Genomic DNA, 18314 nt, shown 5'->3' on the forward strand with positions numbered 1-18314 from the left:
GTCGATAAACAAAAAAGCACGCCTTGGCGTGCTTTTTTCTGGTTCATCACTGCAATTACAGGATGTTTGCTTTCACTGCGTCGTCTTTACGATCCAGATAATGGATAGACTTGATACGACGGATAGTGCGGCACTTACCGCGAATAAGTAGGGTCTCTGTGGTCGCGATGTTGCCTTTGCGGGTGATGCCTTCCAGCAGATCGCCTTTGGTGATGCCTGTCGCTGAGAAAATCACATTGTCGCTGCTCGCCACGTCTTCCATCTTCAGACGGACATTGGTTTCGATGCCCATCTCTTTGCAGCGCTCGATTTCCAGTTCACCCATGCGGCGGTTTTCTTCGTTGTCTTCTTTCACATCATGGCGAGGAAGAAGGCGGCCATTCATGTCACCGCCCAGTGCGCGGATAACCGCGGCAGACACCACACCTTCCGGTGCGCCGCCGATGCCGTACATCACATCCACTTCACTGTCTGGCATACAGGTCAGGATAGACGCTGCAACGTCGCCGTCAGGAATCGCGAAGACCTTGATGCCCATTTGCTGCATTTCGCGGATGGTGTCGTCGTGACGTGGCTTCGCCAGCGTCGTGACAACCAGCTCATCCAGCGATTTACCAAGTGCCTTGGCAATGTTGATCAGGTTGTCGCGAAGCGGCAGTTCAATGTTGATCACGCCTTTTGCTTCAGGGCCAACCACCAGTTTTTCCATGTACATGTCTGGGGCTTTCAGGAAGGTGCCTTTCTCGCCTGCTGCCAATACAGCCAGCGCGTTGGACTGACCCATTGCCGTCATACGGGTGCCTTCGATTGGGTCAACCGCGATATCTACCGCGTCGCCACCCAGTCCCACTTTCTCACCGATGTATAGCATTGGCGCTTCGTCGATTTCGCCTTCACCGATAACAATTTCACCTTCAATGTCGGTTTTGTTCAGCAAAACGCGCATCACTTCTACGGCAGCGCCATCAGCGGCATTTTTGTCACCGCGGCCAAGCCACTTGTAACCCGCCAGTGCTGCGCCTTCTGTGACGCGTGAAAAAGCCATCGCTAAATCGCGTTTCATCTTAACTCCAGAGAATTTAATACATGAAAGTGGGGCGTTGCCGACATCTTTGAGCGGCAACGAAAAATCTCGGCGCGGATTCTACCATAAGGAAAAAGGAAACGTTTGCGTTTTTGAGACGAAGGCGCGCCCCTCCGATGGAAAGGCGCGTCAACAAAAGGTTATGGCTGCTCCCAGCCTTTGGCGCACTCGACTGCCCTCTGCCAGCCGCGATGACGGCGTTCGCGTTTGCCATCGTCTGCGCATGGTGTAAACACACGGTCAATCTGGGCTTTGTCTTTTAGCTCATCAATCGAGCCCCAGAAACCCACGGCAAGACCAGCAAGGTAGGCCGAACCCAGTGCAGTCACTTCGGTGACTTTCGGGCGCTGCACTTCAGTGTTCAAAACGTCAGACTGGAACTGCATCAGGAAGTTATTTGCCACCGCGCCGCCGTCGACTTTCAGGAAATCGAGTTTGATGCCGGAGTCTGCTTCCATCGCGGTCAGTACATCGAGAGACTGGTAGGCAACACTTTCCAGCGTCGCGCGGATGATGTGGTTGGAATTCACTCCCCGCGTCAGGCCAACGATGGCACCGCGCGCGTACGGGTCCCAATGTGGCGCACCCAAACCGGTAAAGGCGGGTACCACATAAACGCCATTGCTGGTGTCGACCTTGGTGGCGAAGTATTCAGAATCGCTGGCGTCTGTAATGAGCTTCATTTCATCACGTAGCCATTGAATGGACGCACCGCCCATAAACACGGCACCTTCCAGCGCATAAGCCACTTCGCCTTTCGGCCCGCAGGCCAACGTCGTCAGCAAACCATTGTGAGAGGTGACTTTCTCTTTGCCGGTGTTCATCAGAAGGAAACAGCCAGTGCCGTAGGTATTTTTCGCCTGACCGGCTTCCACACACATCTGACCGAACAGGGCGGCTTGCTGATCCCCTGCGATCCCGGCGATCGGTACGCGGGTGCCGCCTTTACCGCCGAGGTTAGCCTGACCATAGATCTCAGAAGATGACTTCACTTCCGGCATCATGGAGAGCGGAATATCCAGCGCTTTGAGCAGGGTTTCATCCCACTCGAGCGAGTTAATATTAAACAGCATGGTACGGCTGGCGTTGGTGTAGTCAGTGACGTGGACGCGTCCTTGAGTCATCTTCCAAATCAGCCAGGTATCGACAGTGCCAAACATCAGGTCGCCGTTTTTCGCGAGCTCATGCGCGCCATCAACATGGTCGAGAATCCATTTAATTTTTGTACCGGAGAAATACGGATCTACCACCAAACCAGTATTGTCACGAATGTACTCTTCGTAGCCGTCGGCTTTAAGCTGCTCACAAATCGGTGCGGTGCGGCGGCACTGCCAAACAATCGCGTTATAAATTGGCTTTCCGGTGTGGCGATTCCAGACAATGGTGGTTTCACGCTGGTTGGTAATACCAATGGCGGCGATTTCATCGGAGCGTATTCCCACTTTGCCCATGGCCTCAACCAGTGTTGAGGTCTGGGTGGCGAAGATTTCCAACGGGTCATGCTCAACCCAGCCGGACTCAGGGTAGATTTGGGTGAATTCGCGTTGGGCGACCGTCACGATATTGGCATCGTGGTCAAGGATAACGGCTCTTGAGCTGGTGGTTCCCTGATCGAGGGCGACAATATATTTCGGTTCGGTGCTCATGAAATCTCCTCGCTGTTTTCTTAAAGCATAGTGTTTTTTATACCCAAACCACCTGAAGATGCAGGATTCAGCGAGTTTGACTGGCGTTGTGATCGTGGCGTTCCTTTGTAGGTGTAGTCACCTCCATCAAAAAGGAACAACAAAGAGCACGGCGTCAGTCACCTCGCCCGAAGGGAGGCCTTCAATGCGCCCACTTCTTCGTTAAATTCCACGGAAATAGAACAACTATTCCTCGAGAAATTTGCCTCGAATTGAACGCATTGATGACCTCTGAATGCGAGTATCTTCAGGTTGTTTGGGTATCGTGTTCATTACTTTATCGGCGAAACAGTTTTCGGAAAGTGGCGGGCAAGCAAAATGTGCGTTCGCTCATTATTTGTTCGTTTGGTGAGCGTTTTCGCGCATTGGATGCTTAGAAATGAGAAATGAGACAGTGAGATTCCCAGAAAAGAAAAAGGCTGACAGCAAAGTGTCAGCCCGGCCGAGTTCGGCAAGTCTTGGAGTAATCCAAGAGAGATACGATCGCCATTACCCTAACACGGGTTGAGTGAATAGAAATTGCTTGTGATCGCATTTTTAGTCATTTTTGTGAGTGGTAAAGCATAATCATAAAGAATCAATGGGTTAGGAACTCGCATAAATGGTGATTTTTTGTCCGCTTGTGACCTAAATAGGAAATCCGAAGGTGCGACTCATGTCATGGGCAGTTAGAATAGCTCTTTGGGACGCACAAGGCGTGAAACCAGAGATGGCGAGCCTTGGCGAGAGAATTGATAAGTTGGAACACATAGGTGGCCTTGATGTCATTGGAAATTTTAGAGCAGCTTGAAGCCAAGGTTCAGATGGCAGTAGACACAATTTCTCTGCTGCAGATGGAAATCGAAGAACTGAAAGAGAAGAACGAAACACTGAGCAGTGAATCAAACACGATTCGTGAAGGCCGTGAAGCGCTGGAGCAGGAAAATGCTCGCCTGAAGGCGGATCAAGAAGCATGGCAACAACGTATTCGCAGCCTGCTTGGCAAAATCGAAGAAGTCGAATAAGCCAAAACAAAAACAGAGCCTTAAGGCTCTGTTTTTCTCTCTGCGTGAAGCAGGGAATTACTCGATATCAATCGCTTCCTGAGAAAGGATAACGCCTGTGGTGTCTGCATACAGGTGGTCTTCCGGCAAGAAAGTCACACCACCGAAATTCACTGGCACATCCACTTCACCAATACTTTGGCTATCTGCTCCCACCGGAATGGATGCCAGCGCTTGAATACCGATATCCAGCTCGTCAATGGTATCGACATCGCGTACACACCCATACACCACAATGCCTTCCCAGTTGTTGTCCGCAGCCATGGCTGCAATGTCTGCATCAACCAATGCACGGCGCAGTGAGCCGCCACCGTCTACCAGCATTACACGGCCTTCGCCTTCCTGCTCGGCCACTTCACGAATCAGTCCATTGTCTTCAAAGCACTTGATGGTTGTCACCTGACCACCAAAAGAGCTGCGGCCACCGTATGAACTCATCATCGGCTCAAGAACATCAACCTGATCCAGGTACATGTCACACAGTTCGGAGGTATTGTATTCCATAGTCAGACTTCTCTTAGGCAATTGTAGCTGAATCGTTGTGGCGCCAAGATTGGGTTTCGCGTCACCCTCAGCAAAAAAGTATACGACAAGCTAAGGCTTTGCAATGACTCATGGCACAATTCATCAGGCCGCTTGTCATCACCTTTGTCACTGTATCAACTAATTAAGATGCCTGCCGCAAACAAGGCATTGGTGAGTAATGCCACTTTTACGATGTCACCCATCATTGGACGAAGGGTTTCGCCATCCGGCGACTGCCAAACGGCAAGACCTTGTTTTGCTGCCAATGGCAGTGCTAATAGAAATAGCCAGCCTGACCAACCCACAGGTTGAAGTAGCGAAAAGAGGGCAAAGCTCGCGAAGGCAGTAGTAAGCAGCACCTGATGATAAGCTCGGCCCCATTGTGGTCCCATTCGGACTACCAAGGTGTGTTTGCCGCAGGCGCGATCATTATCAATGTCGCGCAGGTTGTTGATGTTCAGTACGCCGACAGCTAATAAACCACACGCCGTAGCAGGCAGCAGGACGACAGTGTTTAACGTGCCGGTTTGCAGATAGTAGGTGCCAGCCACACCGAGCCATCCAAAGAAAATCAGTACCGACAGGTCGCCCAACCCTTTGTAGCCATAGGGTTTGTTCCCCACGGTGTAGCAAATGGCCGCGACAATCGCGAGTGCGCCAAGGCCAATAAAACTGAGGATGTCAGCGGTTTTGTCGAATGCCGTTAGCACTAACGCCGCGCCCACGACGATAGTCAGCACTACGTTGAGAGTCATGGCTTTTTTCATCGTCGCTGGCGTAACAAGGCCTTGCTGAATCGCACGTTTAGGGCCAAGACGGTCATCATTATCTGTGCCTTTTATGGCATCACCGTAATCGTTGGCAAGGTTCGACAGGATCTGCAGAAGCAGCGCGGTCACCAGTGCCAATACCGTGAGTGTGATGGAAAACTGTGAGGTCTGCGATGCTACAGCACTGCCACACAGAATGCAGGCTATCGCCAGTGGCAAGGTTTTCGGACGGGCGGCGTCGAGCCAGGTTTTGAAAGTAGATGCGGACATATCGCCTTGGCATTGAATGATTTAAAGCAGGTCACATTATTGGTGTTTTTGTCGCAGTGGGCAATGCTAATACCAATCGTAGTAAATATCTGCTCATCCTAGCTTGTTAAAATGCTCCATAACTGCGTTGAAAAATTTGATTGTAGAATAACTACTTATCGAATTTTTTCGCCTTGTTCTCGAGCATTTTTCCTGCGCTATTTCTGATCAGCTACCTACTGTGATTGGTATAATCCCGGATGTGGCGTCTCCAGATACGAGAAAGGGCAGCGATATGCTGCCCTTTGAGTAATTTCACTTTAAAAATTACAGGATAAAGCGGCTCAGATCTTCGTCGTCGACCAACTCTTCAAGGTGGCTGCGCACGTATTCTGAGTTGATTTCGAAAGACTCACCGCCACGCTCGCTCGCGTCGAAGGAGATTTCGTCTACCAGGCGCTCCATCACGGTGTGCAGACGGCGGGCACCGATGTTCTCGGTTTTCTCGTTCACACGCCATGCCGCGTTTGCGATCTCTTCAATACCATCTTCGGTGAAGGTCAAGTTCACTTCTTCGGTACCCATCAGTGCTGAATATTGCGCTGTCAGGGAAGCATTAGGTTCAGTCAGGATGCGTTTGAAGTCAGATGCAGTCAGCGCTTCCAGCTCAACACGGATTGGCAGGCGACCCTGAAGCTCTGGGATCAGATCTGACGGAGACGCTACCTGGAATGCACCGGATGCGATGAACAGGATGTGGTCGGTCTTCACCATGCCGTGCTTGGTTGAGACGGTGCTGCCTTCAACCAGTGGTAGTAGGTCACGTTGCACACCCTCACGGGAAACGTCTGGACCTGAGCTTTCACCGCGTTTACAGATCTTGTCGATTTCGTCGATGAACACAATACCGTTGTTTTCCACTGACGCGATGGCCTGATCTTTCAGCTCCTCCTGATTGACCAGCTTCGCCGCCTCCTCTTCGGTTGCGGCTTTCAGCGCGTCTTTCAACTTCATCTTGCGCTTTTTCGCTGTGGTGCCGCCACCCAGGTTTTGGAACATGCTCTGCAGCTGGTTGGTCATTTCTTCCATACCAGGAGGCGCCATGATTTCCATGCTCATCTGTGGAGCCGCCAGATCGATCTCGATTTCTTTATCGTCCAGTTGGCCTTCACGGATTTTCTTACGGAAGCTTTGGCGGGTTGCCGAATCAGCTTTTGGCTCTTCATTCTGGCCCCAAGCGTCACGTGGCGGTGGAAGAAGTACATCGAGAATGCGCTCTTCTGCCAGCTCTTCTGCGCGGAATTTCACTTTTTCCATCGCTTGCTGGTGGGTCATTTTGATTGCCACATCTGTCAGATCGCGGATGATGGTTTCAACTTCCTTACCCACATAGCCCACTTCGGTGAACTTGGTGGCTTCGACTTTGATGAACGGCGCATTGGCTAGCTTTGCCAGACGGCGGGCAATTTCGGTTTTACCAACACCGGTTGGGCCGATCATCAGAATGTTTTTCGGGGTCACTTCTACACGCAGATCTTCATTGAGCTGCATGCGACGCCAGCGGTTACGCAGTGCGATAGCAACGGCGCGCTTGGCTTTGTCCTGACCGATAATGTGTCGGTCAAGCTCGGAAACGATTTCACGTGGGGTCATTTCAGACATGCTTTGGATCCTGTCTTAATAATCGAGTTCTTCGACGGTGTGGTGCTGGTTGGTGAACACACAAATGTCACCTGCGATGGTCAGCGACTTTTCAGCGATTTCGCGTGCATCCAGCTCAGTATTTTCGAGCAATGCAGTGGCTGCTGCCTGTGCGAAATTGCCGCCTGAACCAATCGCAATCAGATCGTGTTCTGGCTGAACCACATCGCCGTTACCTGTGATGATCAGCGACGCTGTTTCGTCTGCCACTGCCAGCAGGGCTTCAAGGCGACGCAGTGCGCGGTCAGTACGCCAGTCTTTGGCCAGCTCTACCGCTGCTTTGGTCAGGTGACCCTGATGCATTTCCAGTTTGCGCTCGAAGCGTTCGAACAAGGTGAATGCGTCAGCCGTACCACCCGCAAAACCTGCCAGCACCTTGTTGTTGTATAGACGGCGAACTTTACGGGCATTGCCCTTCATGACCGTATTACCCAGTGACACCTGGCCATCACCGGCGATCACTACTTTGCCGTTGCGGCGAACAGAAACGATAGTTGTCACGGAAGAACCTCTACTTTTCTCTCTGGTTATTACCAGTATGGGTTGTTACTGCAGAGGTGGGGACGGGGATATATAAATTCAAGGGTAAAGCCATCGAGATTATGGCTTTACCCTTCAAGTGTTCAGAATCAGTTCAGGCTTGGGGAAATCAGTTCCAATACCAGATAGCGCAAGGCTCGATGCCAGCACGGCGAAGCAGGTTGCGATCGCGCTCTGCTTCACGCTTCATTGGATAAGGGCCAAGTACCACGCGGTACCAGAGGCCTTTTTCACCCTGACTGGTTTTGATATGGCTTTCGAGACCCTGGAACGCAATCATGGCTTTACGTTCGTCAGCCTGACTGGCACTGCGGTAAGCACCGCACTGCATCAAATAAGGTCGGCTGGAAAGTTCTGGCTCGCTGGCCTCAACTTTCACTTCTTTGTTTTCCAGCTCTTCAATGTAGCTCCACTTCTCCTCAGGTTTTGGCGGGATCACTTTCTCGTCTTTCTTCTGAGGTTTCACGGCTGGCTTCACCGGTTTGGTTTCAACAACAGGCTTTGCGGGTGGCTCACTGGTGGAAAGGTAATAGAGACCATAGCCAAAGCCTGCCACCAAGATCAGAGCGAGAAAAGCCCATTTGAAGGGGAATGCAGGTTTAGGAGGCTGCTTCTTGGTGTTTCGGGTTGGTTTACGTGGTGCTTTGCCACGCTTGACATAATCTCTGGTTGCCACTGATTTTCGTGTCTTTTCTGCTCAATAAAGGCTATATGGTACTGGCTCGCGAACTTGCGCGCCAGTACCAGTCTGACCAGATTAGCGTGATGGTGGTGCCACACTCTCGCGGATAACGAGTTGGGCATCAAGAAGGCGTGAACCTGCTTGCACATCATTGCCTTTGAGGATTTTCAGCAGCATTAACATCGCCTGACGGCCAATGTCGTAGCGTGGCTGGGAAACCGTGGTCAGGGCCGGGTCGCAGTATTCTGCGAACTGGATGTCATCGAAGCCGACAATCGAAATGTCATGCGGCACGCGGAACCCCAGTCGTTTTGCTTGCTGCATAGCACCAATCGCCATCACATCAGAGTGACAGAACACTGCGGTGGGTGGGGTTGGCAACGAAAGCAAGGTGGTCATTGCACGTGCGCCTGCTGCAAAGGTGAAATCACCGGTCACTGTGTAGGCAGGATTGATGGTCACGCCACCACGGCGCAGCGCCTGTTGGTAACCCTGTACGCGGAACTGGGTCAGTGCAGCATCAGGATCGCCGGTGATCTGCGCGATCTGCTTGTGGCCGACCTGAGTCAGGTAGTTCACGGCTTCAAACGCTGCGGTCAGGTTATCGATGTGAACGGTAGGCAGCTCTAGTTCTGGCGCATATTCACAGGCCATGACCAGTGGAGGCAGGTTCTTCTGCTCCGGCTTGCTGACGTCAAAGGGAAGATCAGTACCTAAAAGGAGCATACCGTCAGCTTGCTTGGTGAAGACCAGGTTAACGAACGAACTTTCACGGCTTTCCTGTTGTCCGCTGTCACCCAGCAGCACGAGATAGCCGTGCTCCATCGCCGCTTCTTCGATACCGCGGATGATCTCTGTAAAGTAGGGATCACAGATGTCAGGCACGATAGCCACGATGGTTTTAGATTCATTGCGACGTAAGTTTCTTGCCAGCGAATTGGGGCTGTAGCCCGCTTCCATTACCGCTTGCTCAACTTTTTTTCGGGTAGACGCCGAGACTTTTTCCGGGTTCATCAGCGCGCGAGAAACCGTCGCCGTAGAGACGCCGGCCAGATGGGCAACATCCTTCATTGTCGCCATAGTGTAATTCCTCTTTCTCGTTATGATTGGCGATGCTTCCCAGATGACCGGGACCTTCAGCAACGGGACAATTTTTGTCCACACGCCCTATCTTAATCCTATGGAGATGTATTAAACATGGTCATGTTAACAGTAATTGCAAGAATACCGTGATCTCGGTCGGTTTAAGTGAATGAAATTGCATTCAGCTCATATCTTGCGGTTCGATATCGAGTGACCAGCGGACTTTTTTAGACAGCGGCAACTGGCGAATCGCCGGCAGTGCCATGGTTAATCTTTGCTGTAAAATCTTGCGGTTAGGCGCTTGGAAAACCAATTGCCATCGAAAACGCCCCGCTCTGCGGTGCAATGGCGCTGGAGCAGGCCCCATGACTGCGCATTCATCTTCCGGGATTGGTGATGCATCCAAGACAGTTCTTGCTTGCTGCAGAAACTGCTCCACTTCCCCGCTATGGTGGGATTCGGCGCGGAGCAAAGCGAAATAGCTATAAGGTGGCAGGTGCGCCATTTTCCGCTCATTTAATGCCTCGGCAGCAAAGCTGTCGTAGCCTTTGTGGATGAGTGACTGCAGCAGGGCATGTTCCGGATGGTGCGTTTGAAGCAATACATATCCGGGCTTACTGGCACGTCCAGCTCGGCCTGCCACCTGAACAAACAGCTGCGCCAGACGTTCCGGTGCACGGAAATCGTTACTGAAAAGCGCGCTGTCCACATCCACCAAAGCCACCAAGGTGACATCAGGAAAGTGATGGCCTTTCGCCAGCATCTGGGTGCCAATCAGGATTTGGTATTCCTTGTTGTGAATCGCATTAAGGTAGGCTTCGAGCGCGCCTTTACGCCGTGTGTTATCACGGTCGATTCGGATGGTTTTGTATTCCGGAAACAGGGTTTCCAACTGGGCTTCCAACTGCTCAGTGCCCACGCCAACGCTGATCAATTGCGTTGAGCCACAGCTTCCACATTGGTGCGGAATAGGGCGTTGCGATCCGCAATGGTGACAGCGAAGTTCATTGCTGCTCTGGTGCAGAGTGTAATAGGCGTCGCAGCGTTTACATTCCGCTAGCCAGCCGCATTCATGGCACATCAATGCCGGGGCATAGCCGCGGCGGTTCAGGAACAACATCACCTGATTGCCCCGAGAAAGGTGCTTTCGCATCTCAGCAATCAAAGGGGCGGAAAGTCCTGCTTCTAAATAAAGGCCGCGAATATCCAACACCCCATTTTGGGTTTTGAGCGCATTACCCGCGCGCGCAGATAAAGTGAGATGATGGTATTTGCCAGTTTTGGCGTTGTGCAGGCTTTCAAGGCAAGGTGTGGCGGAGCCGAGCACAACAGGCACATTCTCTTCATGCCCACGCATGACTGCCAGATCGCGGGCGTGATAACGAAAAGAGTCCTGCTGTTTGTAAGAGGCATCGTGCTCTTCATCGACAACAATAATGCCGAGTGACTTACACGGCGAAAACAGGGCAGAACGGGTACCGATAATAATGGCAGCTTCATTGTCGCGGGCGGCCAACCAGGCGTTCAAGCGCTCAGTATCATTGAGCCCGGAATGCATCACCACGACAGGTACATTGAAGCGGCGTTTAAAACGGTTGATGGTTTGCGGCGTCAAGCCAATTTCGGGTACCAGAATGAGTGCTTGCTGCCCTCTTTTTAGCACAGGCTCCAAAAGGTTTAAGTAGACCTCTGTTTTTCCTGACCCTGTGACGCCTTCTATTAAATAGCAGGCAAATTCCGGATTGGCATTGATAGTGGCAACCGCCGTTGCCTGCTCGCTGTTGAGCCTTGGCTTGTCTTCCACGACTTCATAGCTTTGTTGCCAAGGCTTTGCGCGCTGCTCTTTTACCGCTTCAATCCAGCCTTTTTCTTCGACCGTTTTGAGAATGGCGGCGCTTAACTCTTCTTCCAGCAGATCGCCGTGTGTCATAGCACCCTGGCGTAATAAGGTGAGAACGCGAGCTTGCTTTGGCGCGCGGGTGAGGGCAGACAACGGCTGCTCTTTCCCAGCTTCTGTCAGTTGCCAGCACTTTTCACGGTCTTTGACTGCAGGTTTGCCTTTTCGCAGTGCGCCCGGCATCACGGTCGCCAGTGCATCACCCAATGGATACTGGTAATAGCGGCTTGCCCAGTTCAATACCTTATATAAAGAGGGCGTCCAAAGTGGGGCGCTATCCAAAACCGCATTAATAGGTTTGATTTGCTCGAGCGGAAATTCAGAGGTGTCGGTCAATGCGACGACAATGCCCACTTTATATTGCTTACCAAACGGGACACGCACTCGACCACCCACAACCGGCATTTCATTGGCAATGCGATAGTCGAAGGTTTTATGAAGCGGAACGGGCAGCGCCACCTGAGCAATCGTCGGGTTCATTGTGCGATAAGGTCTTGGAATTCAAATAAGGTTGGCGACAGTGTACCCATGCTGCTGGCGGGCGAAAAGCACAGGTTGAAGATTCTTTGGCACTGCCCATTGAAAGTACATGGAAATGAATTGAACAAAAAAGTTGCGATCGCAGGTCACCTTGATTAGAATCCGCGCCTTACAAACAGTTTGTTAACGACGTGTGGTGCCCGATAGGCTCGGGAGAGCGACACGGCCTTAGATAAGAGGTAATCCCTATGAAAGCTGGTATCCATCCAGAATACGCTGCAGTAACTGCAAAATGTTCATGTGGCAACACTTTTGAATTCAAAACGACTCTGGGTAAAGACATCAACCTGGACGTATGTGACAAGTGTCACCCATTCTACACCGGTACTCAGCGTGTAGTTGACACTGGTGGTCGTGTTGACCGCTTCAAGAAACGTTTCGGCGTTCTTAGCAGCAAGTAATTGCGAATTTAATAAAAAAGGGTGCATAAGCACCCTTTTTTTGTTGCCTGATACAGCTTGTAAGACCTTTTACACCCTTCAGTATAGGTAGACTATTACAGTTTATCCAAGCGAGTTTTGCCAACTTGGTTCAATCCTTACTAGCTCTGGCTTTCACGCTGCGTTAACATTTTAAACTCCTTTATCTTCCGCCCAATGACCTGAAAGTGTCATAAGAAATGACGACACTTGTCTTTTATTTGAGTCCGCTAAACTCAATAGAGGAATAAGTCGTTGCCTGTGTGGAGATACAGGCAATGAGCGGGAAGATGCAACCCGGATAAACATGGGAATACGCAAATTCCGCCACTTGTTGATTGTAATGCCCAGCTTGCGGGAAGGCAGTCAGCAAGATAATGGGGCAGGCAGAGGGCCCCTTATTATATTTAGCCAATAACAATTACAGTCAGGAACAATACATGTCTGAAGACAAACGCCAACAGGCGCTGGATTATCATGAATTTCCAGTGCCGGGCAAAATCTCCGTAGAACTCTCCAAACCCGCTGATACCGTAGAAGACTTGGCGCTGGCATACAGTCCAGGTGTTGCAGAGCCTGTCCGCGAAATCGCACAAGATGCCGACAACGTTTATAAATACACCGCAAAGGGCAATATGGTTGCGGTGATCTCAAACGGCACCGCGATTCTCGGTTTGGGTAATCTGGGTCCATTGGCTTCCAAGCCAGTCATGGAAGGTAAAGCCCTTCTGTTCAAACGCTTTGCTGGTCTCGATTCTATCGATATCGAGGTAAAACATCGCACTATCGAAGAGTTCGTTGATACGGTCGCGAATATCTCCGACACTTTCGGTGGTATCAATCTGGAAGACATCAAAGCACCAGACTGCTTTGAGATTGAAAAGCAACTCATCGAGCGCTGTCATGTGCCAGTGTTCCACGATGACCAACACGGTACCGCGATTGTGACTGCCGCAGGTATGCTGAATGCGCTTGAACTTCAGGGCAAAGACATCAAAGAGGCAGTCATCATCTGTCTGGGTGCAGGTGCGGCAGCAGTGGCGTGTATGGAACTGCTTATCAAATGTGGTGCGCAGCGTGAGAAAATTTATATGCTGGACCGCAAAGGTGTGATTCACACTCGTCGCGATGACATCAACGAATACAAGCAGCTTTTTGCCAACAACACGGACAAGCGTACGCTGGAAGATGTGATTGAAGGTGCGGACATTTTCCTTGGCGTATCCGGCCCAGATCTATTGCCACCGGAAGCGCTGAAGCTGATGGCGGACAAGCCAATCGTGTTTGCGTGTTCAAACCCTGATCCTGAAATCAAACCAGAATTGGCACACGAAGTGCGCGATGACCTGATTATGGGTACGGGTCGTTCAGATTACCCAAACCAGGTGAATAACGTGCTTTGTTTCCCATTCATATTCCGTGGTGCACTGGATGTTCGTGCCAGTCGTATCAATGATGAAATGAAACTGGCTGCGGTAGAAGCTATTCGTGCCCTGGCGAAAGAGCCAGTACCGGAAAACGTATTGAAAGCAGCACGTGTCGACAAACTGGAATTTGGTCAGGAATACATCATTCCAAAACCGATGGATCCTCGCCTTTTGCCACGCGTGGCGAAAGCCGTTGCTGAAGCCGCGGTGGAATCAGGTGTTGCGCGTATTGAAATGCCAGAAAATTACATGGCAGATAAAGAAGCGTAATTGCGGTTTTATTCAAACAAAAAAACCAGCCGATTGGCTGGTTTTTTTGTTTGAATCTTTTCGAGAAGTTAACGAAATCAATACTCTTCTTCGTTAAACTCGATGCCTAATTCCTTCATAATGCGCTTAACTTCCGCTGGCACACTATCGCTTTTATCCTTGCGAATATCGTCGTCCGTTGGCAGTGGCTGTCCGGTGTAGGCATGCAGAAAGGCTTCGCAAAGCAATTCACTGTTGGTGGCATGGCGTAGATTGTTGACCTGGCGACGGGTACGTTCGTCTGTCAGGATTTTAAGCACTTTTAGCGGGATAGAGACGGTGATTTTCTTTACCTGCTCTTTCTTTTTACCGTGCTCGGCGTAAGGGTTAATATACTCGCCATTCCAGTCTGCCATTGTTCACCTTCTGTAGCAGTTTAGGGTCTAAAATCGCTGCCAACACGGGGAACAAGACGCCCTGGTTGGATGAAACCCAAATTCTAGCGATATTAACTGCTACATGTAAAGACATATGGACGTCTAGAAGTGTTGACGTCTCAAGTTTGAATGGTTAAGGTTGACCAAATACCAATCGGATCACATTTTGATTTAAGATTGCGCTGAATACGATCATATAAAGACAGGGAAGCACGCCATGAGCGACAAGAAGTCCGCAACCATCGCCGTCCGCACCGGTATCACTACAGATTCACAGCACCACGCCGTTGTGCCTCCACTGTACCTTTCGACGAATTATGAATTCCCTGAGTTTGGCGAAGTGCCGACTTATGACTATGCCCGTGGTGGCAATCCAACCCGTTCTTTACTGGAAAAAGCGTTAGCTGATCTGGAAAACGGCGCAGGCGCTGTGGTTACAAACTGCGGCATGGCAGCAATTAACCTTCTACTGTCACTGGTTTCACCGGATGACCTGATTATCGCACCGCACGATTGCTACGGCGGTACCTACCGTTTGTTTGATTCCCGGGCAAGGAAAGGCGCTTTCAAGGTGGAGTTTGTAGACCAAACTGACTCTGCAGCTCTTGATGCCGCACTGGCGAAGAGTCCTAAGCTAGTCTGGCTTGAAACGCCATCTAACCCATTACTGCGCGTGGTTGATGTTGCAGATATCTGTGAAAAAGCCAAAGCCATCGGCGCTTGGGTTGGTGTCGATAACACCTTCCTGTCTCCCGCTTTGCAGCAGCCACTGAACCTTGGGGCAGATTTTGTTGTTCATTCAACCACCAAATTTATTAATGGCCATTCAGATACCGTCGGTGGCGTTGTGGTGGCGAAAGAAGCCGAGCTTTATGAAGAGCTGAAATGGTGGGGTAACTGCATTGGGGCTACCGGTAACGCATTCGATAGCTACATGACGCTGCGTGGTCTTCGCACGCTGAACACAAGAATGCGTCAGCATGAGGAAAACAGTGCAGAAGTACTGGAATACCTCAAACAGGAATCTCTGGTGAGCACTATCTACCATCCTGCGCTACCAACGCACCCGGGCCATGAGATTGCGAAGAAACAACAATCAGGTTTTGGCGGAATGTTGAGCTTTGAGCTTAAAGGCGGTGAAAGTGAGCTGAAACTTTTCCTCTCCTCCCTTAAGCTGTTCACTTTGGCCGAATCATTGGGTGGCGTGGAGAGTCTGGTGACACATCCTGGCTCAATGACGCACCGTGCCATGTCGGACGAAGCGCAGGCGGAAGCAGGCTTGGCGGCCACACTGCTTCGCTTGTCTGCCGGTCTGGAAGATAAGGCCGACTTGGTTGCCGACCTGAAACAAGCATTCGATAAAGTAAGAGAGAGCCAGTAATGAGCGCGGTTGAAGTCGTATGCCCTCAGCAGTCGCAGTCCCGTCAGTTACATAAGTTCGGGGGCAGCAGCCTAGCCGACCCTGATTGTTTTCGCAGAGTCACGCGTATTCTTGCGCAATACAGTGGTGAAACGGACATTATCGTGGTGTCCGCTGCGGGCAAAACCACGAACCGTCTGATTGAATGGCTGGATCTGCTTGGCAAAGACGGTCGTTTGGCCCACGAAGCGCTGCAAAGCTTGCGTAAATATCAGCAGGATTTGATTGAGAACCTGATTGAAGGCGAGCAAAAGCAATCGCTGGTGGATGCACTGTATGAAGACTTCAGCGTCTTGGCGCAGGCGGCGGAAAACCCTCTGACCGAAGCTCAACGTGCTTGGGCGCAAGGCTTTGGTGAAGTCTGGTCAGCGCGTTTGTTGTCTGTACTGCTGACACAGCTTGAATTACCATCCGTGATGCTCGACTCCCGCTCTTTCCTGCGTGCTGAACGTGGCGCACAGCCAGAAGTGGACCGCGCAAGCTCTTGGCCCCTTCTGAAAGAACAAATCGTTCAACATACCAAGCGCCGCATTGTTATCACCGGATTCATGGCACGTAACACCGAAGGTGAAACCGTGCTGCTAGGGCGTAATGGCTCCGATTACTCAGCAACCATCATCGGTGCCTTAGCAGATGTCAGTCGTGTGACCATCTGGAGTGACGTTGCTGGTGTATACAGTGCAGACCCACGCATTGTCGGCGACGCCTGTCTGCTGCCATTGCTGCGTTTGGATGAAGCGGCTGAACTGGCGCGTCTTGCAGCACCCGTGCTACATACCCGAACGCTGCAGCCAGTAGCGCAAAGCTGTATCGACCTGAATCTCCGCTGCAGCTATGATCCTGAATCAGGCTCAACCCGCATTGAACGCGTTCTGGCTTCTGGCCGGGGCGCGAAAATCATTACCTCATTGAGTGATGTCTGCCTGCTTGAATTGGATGTGCCGCGTTCACACGACTTTGATACCGCGCGCCGCGATATCGAACGACTGTTGACCCGAAACCAAATCCAGCCGCTGGCGTCATCATTCAGTGCTGACCAACACCGTATCCAACTCGCTTACACTGGCGAAGTGGTGAACAGCGTGTTGGAGGAGCTGCAAAACGCTGGCATTCCTGCTGATATCCGTCTCCGCGAAGGCTACAGCATGGTCGCTGCGGTGGGCGCAGGTGTCACGGCAAACCCTGTTCATTGTCACGGTTTTTACCAACAGCTTCGCAGCCAACCGATAGAGTTTATCTGCGAGTCTGGCAGTGGACTCAGCATCGCGGCGATTTTGCGTAAGGCGAACACATCGGCGTTGGTATCAGATATTCACCGCGCACTTTTCCAGGCGCAGCGTCGTATTGGCTTGGTGTTGCTGGGTAAAGGCAATATCGGTAGCCGTTGGCTCAATCTGTTTGCAGAGCAAAAAACGGCACTCGAAAAACGTCATGGCATGAGCTTTGAGCTCATCTCGGTGCAAGACAGTGATAACCAATGGGTCGATTTCGATGGTATTGATGCAGATAGCGTCATGACCCGTTTTGATGAAGTTGCGAAACCCTATGAGGGGAGTGATTGGCTGACGGCATTGCTTAATCACCCTTACGATGACATTGTCGTGCTGGACGTTACCGCAAGTGCACCACTGTCGATGCAATATCCTGATCTGGCAGAGCATGGTTATCACCTGATTTCTGCGAACAAAGTGGCAGGCTCCGCGAGTGGTGAGTTATACCATCTGGTTCAGGATGCGTTTGCGAAGACTGGCCGTTTTTGGCTGTACAACGCGACAGTTGGTGCAGGCCTTCCGGTTAACCATGCCGTGCGCGATTTGCGCGAAAGTGGCGACCATATCATCGCTATTTCTGGCATATTTTCTGGAACATTGTCCTGGCTGTTCCAGCAGTTCAACGGCGATATCAAGTTCAGCGAGCTTTTGGAGCAGGCATGGCAACAAGGTCTGACCGAACCTGACCCACGTGAAGATCTCAGCGGCTCAGATGTCATGCGTAAGCTTGTGATTCTGGCGCGTGAGTCTGGCTTGGATATCGAGCCGGAGCAGGTACAGGTGCAATCACTGGTGCCCGAGGCGCTTTCTGCGCTGTCGCTGGATGCCTTTCTGGATAACAGCAGTCAGCTTGATGAAGCGCTTGAAGATTGGCTTGAACAAGCGGAAAGAGAGCAGGGTGTCCTTCGCTATGTAGCAAGACTCTCTCGTGATGGAAAAGCGCGTGTCGGGATTGAAGTGCTGCCTGAAGAGCACCCTCTTGCCAACCTGCTGCCTTGCGACAACATCTTTGCTATCGAGAGTCAGTGGTATCGTGAAAACCCGTTGGTTATTCGCGGGCCGGGGGCGGGTCGTGATGTGACCGCAGGCGCTTTACTCTCTGACTTGAATCGCATCGCATCTTTGTTGAAATAGTCGAGATACTAATAGAAAAAGCGGAGCCTATGCTCCGCTTTTTTGTACTCTATGCAGTGTGATTCAGGATTTACGTGAGCTCTTAGATATTTTGCGTGAAAGACTTACATGATGATCATGAATAAAATTCAAGTTAAGTAAGTTGACTTTAAAATGCG

15 protein-coding genes are annotated in these 18314 nt (G+C 51.1%); 5 read left to right on the plus strand and 10 right to left on the minus strand.

The genetic code is table 11. From position 1 onward, the window contains the following. Positions 1 to 55: 55 nt before the first annotated feature. Complete coding sequence (gene glpX, locus K6Q96_RS00845; protein ID WP_251877116.1) at positions 56 to 1063, minus strand: class II fructose-bisphosphatase; 1008 nt, start codon at positions 1061 to 1063, stop codon at positions 56 to 58. 161 nt (positions 1064 to 1224) lie between these two features. Further along, positions 1225 to 2730, minus strand: coding sequence for a glycerol kinase GlpK (gene glpK / locus K6Q96_RS00850; protein WP_251877118.1), 1506 nt, complete (start codon positions 2728 to 2730; stop codon positions 1225 to 1227). Between the two features lie 800 nt (positions 2731 to 3530). On the opposite strand from glpK, the gene zapB reads away from it, so the two are divergent. After that, positions 3531 to 3773: a cell division protein ZapB gene (zapB, locus tag K6Q96_RS00855; protein ID WP_251877120.1), complete on the plus strand. Its 243-nt coding sequence runs from the start codon at positions 3531 to 3533 to the stop codon at positions 3771 to 3773. A gap of 57 nt (positions 3774 to 3830) precedes the next feature. On the opposite strand, the gene rraA is transcribed toward zapB, so the two are convergent. The 7 genes from rraA to priA all read right to left on the minus strand — a co-directional run bounded on the left by rraA (position 3831) and on the right by priA (position 11739). Next, positions 3831 to 4316, minus strand: coding sequence for a ribonuclease E activity regulator RraA (gene rraA / locus K6Q96_RS00860; RefSeq protein ID WP_251877122.1), 486 nt, complete (start codon positions 4314 to 4316; stop codon positions 3831 to 3833). A gap of 155 nt (positions 4317 to 4471) precedes the next feature. After that, complete coding sequence (locus K6Q96_RS00865) at positions 4472 to 5377, minus strand: 1,4-dihydroxy-2-naphthoate polyprenyltransferase (protein ID WP_251877124.1); 906 nt, start codon at positions 5375 to 5377, stop codon at positions 4472 to 4474. 306 nt (positions 5378 to 5683) lie between these two features. Beyond that, a complete protein-coding gene (gene hslU / locus K6Q96_RS00870) occupies positions 5684 to 7018 on the minus strand; it encodes an ATP-dependent protease ATPase subunit HslU (protein ID WP_002535261.1) in 1335 nt (444 codons plus the stop codon). 15 nt (positions 7019 to 7033) lie between these two features. Beyond that, a complete protein-coding gene (gene hslV, locus K6Q96_RS00875; protein ID WP_002535260.1) occupies positions 7034 to 7558 on the minus strand; it encodes an ATP-dependent protease subunit HslV in 525 nt (174 codons plus the stop codon). Positions 7559 to 7706: 148 nt separating this feature from the next. Continuing rightward, a complete protein-coding gene (locus K6Q96_RS00880; RefSeq protein ID WP_251877126.1) occupies positions 7707 to 8273 on the minus strand; it encodes an SPOR domain-containing protein in 567 nt (188 codons plus the stop codon). 81 nt (positions 8274 to 8354) lie between these two features. Continuing rightward, positions 8355 to 9383 carry a DNA-binding transcriptional regulator CytR gene (gene cytR, locus K6Q96_RS00885; protein ID WP_255350073.1) on the minus strand — a complete coding sequence of 343 codons (1029 nt, stop codon included), beginning with the start codon at positions 9381 to 9383 and terminating at the stop codon, positions 8355 to 8357. Between the two features lie 160 nt (positions 9384 to 9543). After that, a complete protein-coding gene (gene priA, locus K6Q96_RS00890) occupies positions 9544 to 11739 on the minus strand; it encodes a primosomal protein N' (RefSeq protein ID WP_251877128.1) in 2196 nt (731 codons plus the stop codon). A gap of 248 nt (positions 11740 to 11987) precedes the next feature. On the opposite strand from priA, the gene rpmE reads away from it, so the two are divergent. Next, a complete protein-coding gene (gene rpmE / locus K6Q96_RS00895; protein ID WP_002535255.1) occupies positions 11988 to 12200 on the plus strand; it encodes a 50S ribosomal protein L31 in 213 nt (70 codons plus the stop codon). Positions 12201 to 12658: 458 nt separating this feature from the next. Beyond that, on the plus strand, positions 12659 to 13915 hold the full coding sequence (locus K6Q96_RS00900) for a malic enzyme-like NAD(P)-binding protein (RefSeq protein ID WP_251877130.1): 1257 nt from the start codon (positions 12659 to 12661) through the stop codon (positions 13913 to 13915). A gap of 77 nt (positions 13916 to 13992) precedes the next feature. Here the strand turns inward: K6Q96_RS00900 and metJ are convergent, their stop codons facing one another. Beyond that, complete coding sequence (gene metJ, locus K6Q96_RS00905) at positions 13993 to 14310, minus strand: met regulon transcriptional regulator MetJ (RefSeq protein WP_002535253.1); 318 nt, start codon at positions 14308 to 14310, stop codon at positions 13993 to 13995. A 238-nt stretch (positions 14311 to 14548) separates the two neighbouring features. Between metJ and K6Q96_RS00910 the strand changes: the two genes are divergently transcribed. Next, a complete protein-coding gene (locus K6Q96_RS00910; RefSeq protein WP_251877132.1) occupies positions 14549 to 15712 on the plus strand; it encodes an O-succinylhomoserine (thiol)-lyase in 1164 nt (387 codons plus the stop codon). Continuing rightward, a complete protein-coding gene (locus K6Q96_RS00915) occupies positions 15712 to 18156 on the plus strand; it encodes a bifunctional aspartate kinase/homoserine dehydrogenase II (RefSeq protein WP_251877134.1) in 2445 nt (814 codons plus the stop codon). The genes K6Q96_RS00910 and K6Q96_RS00915 overlap by 1 nt, the downstream gene beginning before the upstream one ends. Positions 18157 to 18314 lie beyond the last annotated feature (158 nt).

The organism is Grimontia kaedaensis (assembly GCF_023746615.1).
In the GTDB taxonomy this organism is placed as follows: Bacteria; Pseudomonadota; Gammaproteobacteria; order Enterobacterales; family Vibrionaceae; genus Enterovibrio; species Enterovibrio kaedaensis.

Coding starts and splice junctions, on each gene's coding strand:
- glpX (WP_251877116.1), bottom strand. CDS start 1,063: ATGAAACGCGATTTAGCGATGGCTTTTTCACGCGTCACAGAAGGCGCA.
- glpK (WP_251877118.1), bottom strand. CDS start 2,730: ATGAGCACCGAACCGAAATATATTGTCGCCCTCGATCAGGGAACCACC.
- zapB (WP_251877120.1), top strand. CDS start 3,531: ATGTCATTGGAAATTTTAGAGCAGCTTGAAGCCAAGGTTCAGATGGCA.
- rraA (WP_251877122.1), bottom strand. CDS start 4,316: ATGGAATACAATACCTCCGAACTGTGTGACATGTACCTGGATCAGGTT.
- K6Q96_RS00865 (WP_251877124.1), bottom strand. CDS start 5,377: ATGTCCGCATCTACTTTCAAAACCTGGCTCGACGCCGCCCGTCCGAAA.
- hslU (WP_002535261.1), bottom strand. CDS start 7,018: ATGTCTGAAATGACCCCACGTGAAATCGTTTCCGAGCTTGACCGACAC.
- priA (WP_251877128.1), bottom strand. CDS start 11,739: ATGAACCCGACGATTGCTCAGGTGGCGCTGCCCGTTCCGCTTCATAAA.
- rpmE (WP_002535255.1), top strand. CDS start 11,988: ATGAAAGCTGGTATCCATCCAGAATACGCTGCAGTAACTGCAAAATGT.
- K6Q96_RS00900 (WP_251877130.1), top strand. CDS start 12,659: ATGTCTGAAGACAAACGCCAACAGGCGCTGGATTATCATGAATTTCCA.
- metJ (WP_002535253.1), bottom strand. CDS start 14,310: ATGGCAGACTGGAATGGCGAGTATATTAACCCTTACGCCGAGCACGGT.
- K6Q96_RS00910 (WP_251877132.1), top strand. CDS start 14,549: ATGAGCGACAAGAAGTCCGCAACCATCGCCGTCCGCACCGGTATCACT.
- K6Q96_RS00915 (WP_251877134.1), top strand. CDS start 15,712: ATGAGCGCGGTTGAAGTCGTATGCCCTCAGCAGTCGCAGTCCCGTCAG.